We start from the raw sequence: 12,973 nt of genomic DNA on the forward strand, positions 1-12,973 counted from the left end.
CAAAGCACTTCTCTGCCTGGTTCACGCCACGGGCGACATCGTGGCCCGGCTCAACGAGTCACCCGGCGGCGCCGGAGGCTGGGAGCACTCCGATGCGACCTCCGACGTGATCCTTGCTCTGGCGCGGCTGGCCCGGTATCTGCCCGCCACGGTGGACCGGGTCTGGGCGCACCTCGGAGGGCCGGACGCGCTCCGGCGCGCCGGCTCCCGCGACGGGGGCGCGGTGCGCGCCCTGGCCGACGCGCAGTGCTCGCTGGACGCCGCGAAAGCCGCCGCCGAATCGCTTGCTTTCGCACTGGCCGACGCCCATGCGGCCGCACTCGCCCTCGTCGAGGGGCACCTCAGGGAGGGGCACCTCGTGGAGGGGCACCTCGTGGAGGGGCGGTGAACCGCCGACGCGAACCCGCCCCGCTTCCCGCCGGAGCGCGGAGTGAACCGACCAGGACGGGGCCCCTCGCGGGGCGGCGGCAGGGGTGGGCGACGCGCCCCCGGCGCGGCCGGCACACGCCGCCCGTCACGAGGGAGCCGAGCCCACGGAGAGCGCCGAGCCCGCGGACGACGGTGCTCCGGCGGGCTGACGGCGTGGCCGGGCAGGCAGTCAGGGGGCGGGCAGACCTGGAGCCTGCAGAGCTTCGCCGTGTCCGAGGAGCTCCGGTAGTGGGTGTCTCCGGTGTGGGTGGCGGTGTAGGCCGGGCCGATGTCCGTCGCTTCGATGTCCTTCGCGGGCGGAGCGAGGGTGGCCACGCCGTCGGCGTCGGTCTCCGCGGTGCCGAGCGTGATCATGCCACCGCAGAGCCGCTCGGCCTCGAAGAGGATCTTCTGTCCGGCGATGGGGCGGTTGGTCGCCGCGTCCCTGAGCACCGCGCTCATCGTCTGGAGTAAGAACCCCTCCGGACGCGGGCACAGAGTCGCCTGACGGGCCGTCAGTGAGGTCCTGGCGGGATGCACGGTCGCGATGGCCCTGCCCTTGCCGGTGGCGAAGCGGCCCGGCTGGCCGTTGTACCGCCCGACGACGGTGCCGGACTCCAGCGTCTTCGTGGTGACGGACGCCCGGCCGCCCACGAGGTCGGCGGTGGCACAGAGTCCGCCGGGGCCGGTGAAGGTGACGGTCCCGGCGGGCATGGCCGAGCCGGGCGGCACCGGTTTGACGGTCGCGGTGATCCGGGTGGACCGCCCGTAGTCGGAAGGATCGGGGGTGATGGTGACCTCGGTGGTCGTCCGGGCCTCGGAGACGATGACGGACGTGGTCCCGGACGAGGCCTGGAAGCAGGCGTCGCCGTTGTAGGTGACGGTGACGGTCCCCGTCGTGAGGCAGCGGGTGGTGAAACAGGCCACGCCGTCGACGAGGCGGACGGTCCGGCCGCCGTGGCGGCCGGCGAGGACGACGGTTCCGGTGGGCGTACCCGCCCCCGGCTGCTTCGGTGTGACCCGCACCCGGAGGGTCACGTGCTGCCCGTGGACCGACGACGTGGGATCGGCCGTGACCGTGGTGGTGGTCTGGGCCCTGCCGACGGTGACCTCCGTCGCGCCCTCACTGCCGAGGAAGCAGTCGTGGTCGTCATCGCCCAGGTAGGTGGCGGTGATCGTGCCGGACTCCAGGGTGCGAACGGTGGCGCCGGCCCGGCCCGACGCGTCCAGCGTCGCCGCCGCGGCCAGGCCGGGGCCGCAGAACGTGACGGTTCCGGTGGGGGTGCCGGACGCCGGTTCCCCCGCCCGGACGGTGGCGAGGACGCGTACCGGGCTGGCCGCACACCGAGGAACCCGGTGCGGCACCCACCGCGGTGGTGGTCTGCGCCTTGTCGACGACGGCCGTGGTCGTCGCCGAGGACGCAAGGAAGCGGTCGTCACCGTGGTACTCGGCGGTGACGTCGCCGGGCCCCGAAGGGACGACGGTGACGTGGAACTCGCCCGGCGGCGGCGTCACGTCGAAGCCGGGGCCCCTGAACCGGACGGTGCCCGTGGGAGTGTCCGTCCCCGGTGCGACGGGCGTGACGCACGCGCATGTGTGGTGGTGCGCGCCTGGTCGACCTGGACGTCGCCCTGGGCCATGGACCTCAGGCAGAGGTCGTCACCGGTGTAGGTGGCGGTGACGGTGAGCGTTCCCGTCCGCGACGCCGTGAGACGGAGGGACGCCTGCCCGGACGCGTCGAGGTCCACGTCCTCGTCCCCGTCGGGTCCGCTGAAGGTGACGGTTCCGGTGGGGACGCGAGCCTCCTGCCCGGGGGCCTGCACCGTGGCGCGGACGGTGACCTCCCGGCCGCAGAAGGACGGTTCGGGCCGCACGTGCACCATGGTGCAGGTGGAGACCTTGCCGACATGCACCGTCACGCTGCCGCCGCAGCGGTACGACCCCTCGCCGTCCCCGCCCCGGTAGGTAGCGGTGACGGTGTGCTCACCGGGTTCGAGCCCGGTGACGGTCGTGCGCGCCCTCCCGTCCCCGTCCACCGGGACGCTCTCGTGGAGGCCGCCGGGCCCGGTGAAGAGCACCACCCCCGTCGGCGGCGGCCCCTCCCCCGGCGGCTGTCCCGAGACCGTCGCACAGATCCGTACGGGCTCGCCGTGGGCGGGGGTGTCGTCGTCCACGGTGACGTCCGTGACGACCGGCGGCTCCACGACCTCGACCAGGGTGGTGCCGGTGGACGAGGGGAAGGTGGCGTCACCGCCGTAGACGGCCGTGGCCGTGTGCGACCCGGGGCCCGGGCCACGCACCTCGACCCGGGTGCGGCCGGTGCCGTCGAGGACGCCGACCATGGGGGCGCCGTCACCGACAGTGATGGTGACCGAGCCTGTCGGAGTGCCGGCCTGGGGTGGTACGGCGGTCACCCGGGCGGTGAGCGTCAGGCTCTCGCCGGGGAGCGCGGGACGGGGGCTTGACGTGCGTGTGGTGGTCGAGTCGGCCATGGGATCCCCCTGTTCAGGGTTCACGGTGGACGCGGGCACGCTCCCTTTCCGCACAGCGGTGGCCGCCCGGTCAGAGTCGACCGCCTTCCGGACACTGAGCGGCAGCCCGCTTTCGGTAACAATAAGTAAGCAGCCGCATATGCGTTCATAGGTAGATGGAGACGGAGAATACCCACCGAATGAGCGAGCGCGCCTCCGCGCAGAGGGAGGCGAACCGGGCCCGGGCAAGCACCACGGGCGCGCCCGGTGAGCGACCCCCGAGCGACGGGACGCACCGGCGCGGCCACCCCGCACGCCGCCTTCGCAGCACCCCGTCCTGAAGGTCCTCCCCGGGCCCGGGGCGCGCCGTCACGGGCGAGCGTAGTGCTCGATGTAGCGGGGCACGCAGATGCCGTCGTCGAGGTCGTCCGCGGGGATCGGTGGGCCGTAGGTCTGCTTGACGGGCAGGACGCCGGCCCAGTACGGCAGGGCGATGTCGTCCGGGCTCTCGTCCCTCGGACCCCCGCGGCGCACCTTCGCGGACGCTTCGTTGAGGTCCAGGGACAGGACGCCGGTGAAGGACAGCTCGTCGTCGTTCGGCGGTCGGCTGTCGTTCCAGCGGCCCGGGATGACGTGGTCGACCAGGCAGGACAGGGCCGCGTACCGGTCCTTGGGGTCGGTGACCGCGTGCAGGTTGCCGTGCACGGCGACCGAACGGTAGTTGACGGTGTGCTGGAAGCCGGAGCGGCCCAGTACCAGACCGTCGATGAGAGTGACGGTCAGGCACACGGGCAGGCCCCCGGTGCCGGAGCGGGCCACGAGGTCGTGCATCCGGGCCTCCGGCGCCCCGTGCAGGTAGAGCCGGTCGCCGGACCGCCCGTACAGGGTGGGCAGGGTGACAGGGGCTCCGTCGCTGACGAAGGCGAGGTGGCACACGAAGCCCTCGTCGAGGATCTGCTGCACGGTCCGGCGGTCGTAGCGGGCGTTGCGGGCGAACCGCCTGACCTTGGTGCGGGGGGTGGGACCGCTGGGATAGCAGTCCGAAGCGGAAGGGGCCATGGTGATCTCCGCAGTCTCGGTCGTCCGCCCCAAGCCTGCACCCGTCGGCCGCCGGGACGCACGCTCCCACGCCGCCGTCCTGAGCAGGTTCCGGGGTGCGCTGAGCGCCCGGGTCCCCTGGTGCGCTGGGCAAGCACCGGGTCCCTGGAGGCGCCGACCGCGGATCCGGGCTGCTCGCGGGCGACGTGCGGCCGGTCCTCGTCACCAGCGTGGTGGCCGCCGCCGGTCCCGGCGTGCCGGGGCACCGGGAGCACGACAACGGCCCCGGCGGGCTGTCGGCCGCCGCGGTTCGCCGGGGGCGGGCTGTCGGCCCCGCGGTACGCCGGGGGCGGGCTCAGTCCTGCGCGGCCGGCCAGCCCTGGGTGGCGTCCGCACCCCAGCTCGCCAGCAGGCGCAGTGCCTCCTCGGACGCCGAACCGGGTTCGGCGTGGTAGGTCGACAGCGACTGCTCCTGATCACCGGGGACCGTGAAGGTCTCGTAGCGGAGCGTCACCTCTCCCACCAGGGGGTGCATCATCCGCATGCTGCCGTCCGCCTTCTTCCTGACGTCGTGGACCGCCCACAGCGTCCGGAAGTCCTCGCTCTTCATGGAGAGCTCGCCTATCAGCTCCGCGAGCAGGGGATCGTCCGCGTGCAGGCCGGCGTCCAGCCTGAGCTGGCCCACCACGTCGGAGGCCTTGGACTCCCAGTCGGCGAAGAGCCGCCGGGCGTCCGGGTCGAGGAAGGCGATCCTGGCCCAGTTCCGCTCCCGCGGGGCACGTGCCGCCCAGTCACCGAAGAGGGCGGAGGCCGTACGGTTCCACGCCAGCACGTCGGTGCGGCGGCCCCACACATACGCGGGCAGGCCCTCCAGCGCCGTCAGCAGCTCCAGCAGCGCGGGCCGCACCTGCTGCCGCTGTGGCGCCGGCCGCCGCTTCTGCTGCCGGGACCTGGCCAGGTGCAGCAGGTGGGCGTGCTCGGCCTCGGAGAGCCGGAGCGCGCGGGAGATCGCGTCCAGCACCTCGGCGGAGATATTGCGGCCGTTGCCCTGCTCCAGGCGTGTGTAGTAGGCCGGGGAGACCCCGGCGAGCTGCGCCAGCTCCTCCCGCCGCAGGCCCGGGACGCGGCGCCGCCGGCCGTGGGCCGGGAGTCCCACGTCGGCGGGCTTCAGCCGGGCCCTGCGGGTGCGCAGGAACTCGCTCAGCTCCGCCCGCGGGTCGAGGCGCGGCTGACGGCCGGGGCCGGGGTCCGGGCGGGGGCCGGGGCCCGACACGGCCGCCGGGTCGGTGCGGGGTTCCGGGTGGACAGCCATGCCCTCCAGTATCCGCCGGGACCACCCGGTGGAGGGCCCGCCAGCCTGTCCCTGCCGGTGGTAGGCATACGGGCGCGGGCCCATGCGGCGTGCGGGCCTGGTCACGCCGCGAGCGCCGCTCCGCCTCACCCTGCGCGGTGACCCCCTCCGTCAGAGCCTCCGGCATGCCGAGCCCCGGGGCGGATCACGGCCGCGGATGGTCCGCCACGGAATCCGAGGAGAGATCACCGGGCGCCCGCTTCGAGCCGGTGGGGCACGGGTCCGTGCCGGCACGCCACCGTGGCAGGTCAGGGCTCCATGTGCGCCGTGAGCCTGTCGGGCCACAGCAGTGTGGTGGCCGCCCAGGTGAAGCCGGCCCCGAAGGCGGCCATGAGGACACGGTGGCCGGGTGCGATCTGTCGGTTGACCGCGGCCTCGGTGAGCAGCAGGGGGATGGAGGCCGCGGAGGTGTTGGCGACGCGGGCGATGTTGGAGGGCACCCGGTCCGGGGGGATGGCCAGCGCGTTGGCCACGCCCGCGCCGATGCGCGCGTTGGCCTGGTGGACGATGAGCCGGTCCACCTCGTGGGTGCGCCACCCGGCGGCAGCGGCGGCCTCCTGCGCCGTGTGGCTCATGCGCCGGATCGCCTGGCGGAGGACTTCGTTGCCCCGCATGCGCACGAAGTGGTCCAGGCCGGCGTTGGTCGTGGCCGGGCGGCGTGCGCCCCCGTCGTGGACGGCGAGTGCGTCCGCGTACGCACCGTCGCTGCCCCAGCTCACCGGTCCGAGAACGCCGAGGTCGTCCGCCCGCCCGGCGGCCAGCACGACGGCGCCCGCCCCGTCTCCGAAGATGGGGGCCGTGGTCCGGTCGGTGGGGTCGGTGATGCCGGACAGCTTCTCCGCGCCGACGACCAGGACCGTTCGCGCGGTCCGCGCGTGGATGAGTCCGGCGGCGACGGTGGTCGCGTAGAGGAAGCCGGAGCAGCCGGCGCCGACGTCGAAGGCGGCCACGTGGGGCAGGCCGAGCCTGTGGGCGACGATCGGTGCGGTGGCGGGTATGGGGTGGTCGGGGGTCGAGGTGGCCACGATGACGGCGTCGACGTGGTCGGTGCCCGCCGAGTCCATGGCGCGCCTGCCCGCGTGGGCGGCCATGTCGCTGGTGGCGCTCGCGGGGTCGGCGATGTGGCGCGTGACGATGCCGATGCGTGTGCGGATCCACTCGTCATCGGTGTCCAGCCGCTCGCAGACTTCGGCGTTGGTGACCTGGCGTGGTGGCAGCCAGCCCGCCAGGCCGATGAGCCGGGCGGCCCGTGGCGGGGCCGGCGGATCGGCTGACGGGGGCGGGGCGGGGGGTTCGTGGGACATGGGTTCGGTCATCCTCCGGACGAGCTCAGTGGTGTTCGGGCGCGGCGCGTCGCGCGATGAGACGGACCAGCGCGGCGACTGTCGGCTGCTGGGCGAGTTCGCGTTCGTGGAGGGTGAGACCGAGTCGGTCTTCGAGGGCCATGGACAGCAGGGTGTGCGCCATGGAGTCGATGCCGGCGGCATGCTGGGTCGCCTCCGGGGTGATGGGCCCGGGCGGGAGGGCTGCCTCGTCGACCAGGATGGCCTTGACGAAGGCGAAGTCGATCGCCGGCGGGGTGCCCGCGTCAGCCGTTGGCTCCGGCTCGGCCGGAAGGGCGGCGGGACTCCCCTCGTGCCCGGGTCCGGCGTCGTGCGTGCCCCGGGGCCGGGGACAGGTCCGTTCGGCTTCCGCGCGGAACAGCGCCGGGAGCCGGTCCAGCCCGGGCAGGGCCGCGTCGGTGACGAAGTACACGCTGGTCGTGCCGTTGTAGCTGCACGCGACGACGCAGGCCGGTTGGTTGCGGGGCAGCCAGTCGAACGGCCGCATGTGGGTGACCGGGTCGTCGCGGTACGCCAGCGGCCGGTGGACGGCCACGTGCGAGGTGGTGATGGCCGCCCGGTCCGGTGTGGTGAGCCGGGTGGCGAGTGCCCGGAAGACGGGCGCCGGGGTGAGCCTCAGCAGGCCACGGATCGCGGTTCGCCAGGCGGGATCCTTGGTGGGCCGGATGGTGGCGATGAGGTGGTCGAGCCGGTCGTCGGCGGTCGGTATGTGGCAGGGCAGTGGCGCGGGGGCGAACGTGAACAGGTTGCCCGGCTGGTCGCGTTCCTCGGGGCGGCGCAGGTCGACCATCGTGGTCGCCGGCAGCGGCTTGCCCGTGCCCCGCGGCCAGTACTCGGCGCACCAGGCGCGAAGGGCTCCGCTCAGGACGGCCAGGAAGGCGTCGTTGGTGTCGCCGCCCCGCGCGACGGCCGCGGCTCGTAACTGCTGGGTGGGCAGCCGGACCCAGTCACCGAGCCGGTGGCCGGTGAGCGGATGGTCGGGATCGTTCCAGGTTCCGGTGGCGGCGCCCGCGGCGAGGGTGTCGCGGGTGGCACGCAGGTAGGTGCGGGGGCCGGGACGGGGCTCGGGAGACGGGGCGGTACGGGGCGGGGTCCCGAAGAGGGTGTGGAGGGTGTCGAGGAGGCCCACGCCGTCCTGGGTGCTGTGGTGCGCACGGTGGCAGATGGCGTAGTGGTCGGGAGCGTATCCGGTGATCAGCCAGATGTCCCACAGCGGACCGTGGTCGGGAAGCGGGCGGGAGAGGACCTCCCGGACAACGGCGTCCAGGCCGTCTCCCGCCGGTGGGGCGGCGTGCTGCCGGACCCGGCTGTGCAGGTCGGGTGCCGGGTCGTGGCGCCATCGGGCCTTCAGGCCCGGTCCATGGAGGTGGTGCGTGAGGCGGGGCAGGCGGTCCAGGTGGGAGCGGACGTGGCTGTGGAGCTCCGCAAGAGGCGGAGGGGTGCCGCGCAGGTACAGGACCGCACCGAACGTCTGACCGATCGAGGGGTGGGTCTGGGCCATGTCGTGCATGAGCAGGTCCATGGAGGTCGGGCGTCGCAAGGTGGGTACCTGCTGCTTTCTCAGGGCTGGGTGGGCTTTCCCGGGGCTGGGTGGGCTTTCCCGGGGCTGGGTGGGCTTTCCCGGGGCTGGGTGGGCTTTCCCGGGGCTGGGTGGGCCGTCCGGTGAGGGGGCGGACACCTCCGGCCCCGTCAGGCGGTTGCGGTGCGCCTGCGGTGTCATGGTGTCCCTTCCACGGGTGTCGGAGGGTGGCGTCGCCGTGGGACGCCGTGGCTTTCCGGGGCGGTGCGCCGGGCGAGGTGCCCCAGTGCGAGCAGTGCGAAGGCGTCGGTGAGCACGGGGACGTGGTACGGGATGGGGCGCGGCCCCAGCATGTCGGGCGGCGCCTCGATGCCCCCGTCCGGCCGCTGCCGGCACGCCAGGTACCGGGCGGCCCGCACGGCCGGCCGGTGGTCGGGCAGTCCCGTTGCCACGATGAGTCCGTAGGCTGTGCTGGTCGCATCGCTGGCGTCGCCGTCCTGCCAGCCCCAGCCGCCGTCGTCGTTCTGGCTCCCGCGTACCAGGCGGACGATCCGCTCGGCCGTCTCCCGGGCGCTGCCGGTGAGGCGGCGAGTGGCGAGATGGGCGCGGAAGAGCGTGTGCAGGCGACTACCGCTCCAGCCCTGGGAAAAGGCCCCGTTCGCGCCCTGGTGAGCGGCGAGGAAGGCAACGGCGTCGTCGACGACGCGCTGATGGCGGCCGCCCTGTGTCGTCAGCGCGTTGATCACGGCGGCGGTCATGCACGGCTCCGAGGGAGTCCCGGCCCCATAGGTGGGGAAGCCGCCGTCCGTGCTCCGCACGGAGAGCAGGTAGGTGAGAGCCCGCCTGATCGCGGCACGGTGGGCGTGGGGGTCGACCTGGTGGAGGAGTTCCACGGCGACTGTGGTGCAGTCGGTGTCGGGCAGCGCCGCACCATCGGTGTACGACCAACCGCCGTCCGGATGCTGGAGCGACAGCAGGTGCGCCGCCAGCGGCCGCAGGGTGCGGGGCGGTACACCGGAGGTGTGCATGGCGAGCCCCGCGACCACGGTGGACCACGTGTCGGTGTCGGTGACGAACGGGATTCCGCCGTCGTCGCGCTGGTGCAGCAGAGCGGTGCGGATGCCCTGGAGCACGGTTGCCGCATGGCCGGGGAGGCGAGCCAGCGCGTGCAGGACGAGGAGATGGACGAGTACGTTGCCCTCCCACACCTCTCCCCCGCGCTGCGTGGACAGCAGGAGGGCCTGGTCCTCGTGACCGGCCGGGCCGCGCCGGCCGGTGCTGTGCGCGAGGACGGTTCTGGCGGCCGTGACCTGCACCGCCGCCCATGGATGCACCCGGGCCACCGCCAGGTCGTCCTCGGCCCGGGCGGGGGCCGGAGCACCGAGCATGGCGAGGATGCCGTGCAGCAGGATCCGCTTGCGCCGGCCGGTGAAGGCGGGGGCGCGGGCGGCGAACTCGTCGGCCATCCGCTGATGCCCGGCGGTGCTCGGCTGCGCCCCCAGCACAAGGGCGGTGAACGTCTCGTCCCACGGGCTCACGGGACCGCGAGAGCAGCGCAGGAAGGACACGAGGCGGTGATGCGCCGCGCCGAAGAGCCGGGCGTGCCCGGTCAGGTCCAGCAGCGCCAGAGTCAGCGCGGACTCCAGAACCCGGCTGCGGCAGGGATCACGAAGGGCACCGTCGGGGCCGACCTGCGCCAGGAGCCGTCGCGTCAGGCGCGCACGGCACGCACCGAGCCCGGGGGGAAACAGCCCCGGTGGCCAGTGCGGGAGCCGCTGTCCCGGGTCGACGAATCTCATGGGGCGCCGGCGTCCGCAGTGTGGCCGCCCGGTGCTGCGACCGGGCCCTCCGACCCGGCGGCGGAAGCATCGTGACGCTCGAACCGTCCCGTCTCGGCCAGCCAGAACAACGAGGCGTCCACCAGGTTCCCGAAGGCGGTCGTATATGCCCGCACGGATTCCCGCCGCACCGCGGGCACGCCGCCTCCCCGCATGAGACGGCGCCCGAGCTCCCTGAACTCCCGCAGGCGCGCGTCCCGCATGCGCCGTGCCTCCTCCTGCGCGGCGGTGAAGGAACAACCCCGCTCGTCCTCCAGCACCGTCACCAGATTCCCGTGGCCCCTCCGCCGGTCCTCCCCCGCCGATGCCAGGTCATTGGCCCAGCCGACGGCGTCCGCGGCGGCACGCCGTAACTCCCGAAAAGCGGGGGCACTGTCCAAGGGGTGCGGCGGTGCGGCTCCTGAGGTGCGTTCCACGACGTCGGCCATGGGGAGCAGGGTGATCGTGCGGCGCCGTAACGCCACGTACTCCGGCAGCGGGAGCTGCCGCTGCCGGGCGCGGCTGTCGCCTTCCTCGCGAGTGGCGCGAGCGTAGTCGGTGTAGTCGGCGATGAACCGCTCCCGCCAGTGCTCGGGCATCCCTGGCGCGGTCCGACTCCACAGATCGGCCATGGCCCGCTCCGGGCCCGTGCCGCCGGATGGCGGAGCCCCACCCGCCAGCACACGCAACACCGGGGCGAAGAATCCGTCGGCGTCCAAAGGGGCGGCACCCGTGTCCCGGCGGTCGAAGCGGTCGTCGGTGAGACAGATGAAGGCAGCCCATTGCATGGTCAACTCCCGGTCCGCCTCGCCGGAACCCGGCACCATGCGCGTCGCGAGAACGTCCAGCCTCATGGCGGCCAGCCGCTGCCGCTCATCGGCGCCGGTCACCAGCCGGACGTTCTGCGCCCACCGCCCCAGACGCTCGGCCAGGCCCACACGGAGCACGACGCGTACCTCCAGCCTTGACAGAACGGCGCACGACGAAGGCTCTTCAGCAACTCGCGGTGAAGGCGCTTCAAGGGCTCGGGAACAGGGCGCCCAAGCGTCCCACCGACAACTCGCCGGGGAGGGACGGGCCCAAGGGCAAACCACCCGTACGGGTGTATCTGCTGCCCGCAGGAGCGGTCAGTTGCCCGGAGCAGCGGTCGGTGGTGTCCGACCCGTACCGGCACGGCCATCTTCCGAGTTGCCCTCGGGAGTGCGTCGGCGGCCGCTCACCGGCCGCTCCTTCACACACCGGGGCGCGTCGCCGGTTGCCACTTGGCCATCGCCATGGCCCGACGGTGGCGGGTCCCGTTTGCGGTCTTGCCGATCCGGGCGCCTCCGGGGGCTTGCGCTCGACGGGCCCGGAGCCGGATGCTCCTCTTCGGAATTTTGTCAGGGTCACGACGACCCGGGGGGAACACCCGACCGCTCGCCGTAGTCCGCAGACCTCTGCGGGCTCCCGCTTCTCCTGGTGGAGGCAGTAGAGAGGGTTTCAGGTCCCACGTTCCCGTGTTCCTCGCACCCCACCCACCGCAACTGCGGTCCAGTCCGCGGCGGGTGCCGCCGGATCCGCCCGTGGGAGGCGCGCTTTCGCCTGCGCTTGCGCTGACGGAGTGCCACGGACCCGTCAGGACGGGGTGACGGACCCGTCGGAGCGAGTCCACGGACCCCTCGGAGCGGGTTCTTCAAGCGGCTCACACGGTGCGCGGCGGGCTGCCTCTCGCCCCGTTCCCGAGCCGACTCGGTGATCCCAGCGGGCGGGCTGCCGCAAGGGGACGGCGTACGCCTACCGCACGCCGGCCGTGCCCTGCACCAGCCGAAAAGGGCAGATAACCGAACCATCCGTCCTTCCCTATCTGTAACTACTCGTCACATAAAAATATTCTTTAACATCCCAGGGGCCGCCGCCAACTCCCGCGGCTGGAGCGAGACCGCCTGGAGCCGCGCGGGCAGCGGCTGCTCCGCCTGCAACACCGCACTGAGCGCAGCCGCCTCCTTCGACACAGGCTGCGCCAGGCGGGCCCTGGCCGACGTCTCCGCGGTGGCCGACCCGAGCACCGGGGTGGCGGTCTACGACAGCACCGCCTACCAGGGCAGGTCCGGATGGATGGTGTTCGGCGGCACCAGCGCGTCCACACCGATCATCGGCTCCGTCTACGCACTGGCCGGCAACACCGCCTCCATCGACAACAACTACCCGTACACCCACTCCTCCGCACTCCGGGACGTCACCACCGGCAGCAACGGCAGCTGCCCCACCACCCAGTGGTGCAACGCCCGCACCGGCTGGGACGGACCGACCGGCCTCGGCACACCCAACGGCATCGGGCGTTCTGATCCCTGGCCCAGTGGGCCGCTGATCAACCGAACGAAGGGCCGTACCCGGTCGGGTGCGGCCCTTCGCAGCTGTCCTGCGGTGCGAGGGTCCGGGCCGGGACAGGCACCATTCGTCCGGCAGGGTGCGGTTGAAGCGTTCGACTTTGCCGTTCGTCTGTGGTCGGTAGGGACGGGTGCGTTTGGGGCTGGTCTCGGCTGCCGCGAGCATGTCGCGCCAGAGGCGGGCCTTGTAGCAGGAGCCGTTGTCGGTCAGGACTCGTTCCACAGTGATGCCCCTGCCGCCGGTGTCTCGCCGGCCGCCCGCCGCTCGATCTCTGCCGCGACCTGGATGTGGCGCAGCGACTCCGACGGGGACAGGTCACGCACCGGCCCAGCAGCGTGCGCGATTCACCCAACTCCCGTGCCACTTCGTGACACTGCGCGCCGGGCCGAGATCGCGGTACACAGTGAACGCCTCGAACACCTGGGGAGACTCCCCACTCTGCCGTTCCCGAAGCTCCACGGCGGACCGGTCACCCACCGGAAAGCCTTCCCTCCCCCCACGCCGTCACAACCCATCATGCACGGTCCATGCGCCTTGGTGATCGCATCAGGGTGCCGCCAAGAAGACCAACGCAAGAGTCGCCACGTGGCTGCCGACGTCCGGCGGAAACCAGCCGGTCCGTTCAGACCGGAGAAAGGCGATCCCGCTCGTTCGCCAG

8 protein-coding genes and 1 pseudogene are annotated in these 12,973 nt (G+C 73.1%); all 9 read right to left on the minus strand.

Annotation, left to right across the window (positions count from 1 at the left end; translation table 11 throughout):
* Nucleotides 1-21: 21 nt before the first annotated feature.
* A complete protein-coding gene (locus ACSMXW_RS08345) occupies nt 22-1,773 on the minus strand; it encodes an Ig-like domain-containing protein (RefSeq protein WP_485804832.1) in 1,752 nt (583 codons plus the stop codon).
* Between the two features lie 147 nt (nt 1,774-1,920).
* Nucleotides 1,921-2,901: an Ig-like domain-containing protein gene (locus ACSMXW_RS08350; RefSeq protein ID WP_485804833.1), complete on the minus strand. Its 981-nt coding sequence runs from the start codon at nt 2,899-2,901 to the stop codon at nt 1,921-1,923.
* A 348-nt stretch (nt 2,902-3,249) separates the two neighbouring features.
* Entirely contained in the window at nt 3,250-3,939 is a 690-nt protein-coding gene (locus ACSMXW_RS08355) for a pyridoxamine 5'-phosphate oxidase family protein (protein ID WP_485804834.1), read from the minus strand.
* A 334-nt stretch (nt 3,940-4,273) separates the two neighbouring features.
* The gene (locus ACSMXW_RS08360; RefSeq protein WP_485804835.1) at nt 4,274-5,230 is read right to left on the minus strand and encodes an MmyB family transcriptional regulator; all 957 of its coding nucleotides are present in this window, start codon (nt 5,228-5,230) and stop codon (nt 4,274-4,276) included.
* 287 nt (nt 5,231-5,517) lie between these two features.
* On the minus strand, nt 5,518-6,573 hold the full coding sequence (locus ACSMXW_RS08365) for a beta-ketoacyl-ACP synthase III (protein WP_485804836.1): 1,056 nt from the start codon (nt 6,571-6,573) through the stop codon (nt 5,518-5,520).
* 25 nt (nt 6,574-6,598) lie between these two features.
* Complete coding sequence (locus ACSMXW_RS08370) at nt 6,599-8,152, minus strand: wax ester/triacylglycerol synthase domain-containing protein (protein ID WP_485804837.1); 1,554 nt, start codon at nt 8,150-8,152, stop codon at nt 6,599-6,601.
* Between the two features lie 176 nt (nt 8,153-8,328).
* Complete coding sequence (locus ACSMXW_RS08375) at nt 8,329-9,930, minus strand: prenyltransferase/squalene oxidase repeat-containing protein (protein WP_485804838.1); 1,602 nt, start codon at nt 9,928-9,930, stop codon at nt 8,329-8,331.
* The gene (locus ACSMXW_RS08380) at nt 9,927-10,895 is read right to left on the minus strand and encodes a terpene synthase family protein (RefSeq protein ID WP_485804839.1); all 969 of its coding nucleotides are present in this window, start codon (nt 10,893-10,895) and stop codon (nt 9,927-9,929) included. The genes ACSMXW_RS08375 and ACSMXW_RS08380 overlap by 4 nt, the downstream gene beginning before the upstream one ends.
* A 1,468-nt stretch (nt 10,896-12,363) precedes the next feature.
* Nucleotides 12,364-12,546: pseudogene (locus ACSMXW_RS08385) on the minus strand (integrase core domain-containing protein); the annotation flags it as partial.
* Nucleotides 12,547-12,973 lie beyond the last annotated feature (427 nt).

The sequence above is a fragment of the Streptomyces sp. DSM 116793 genome, from assembly GCF_057320905.1.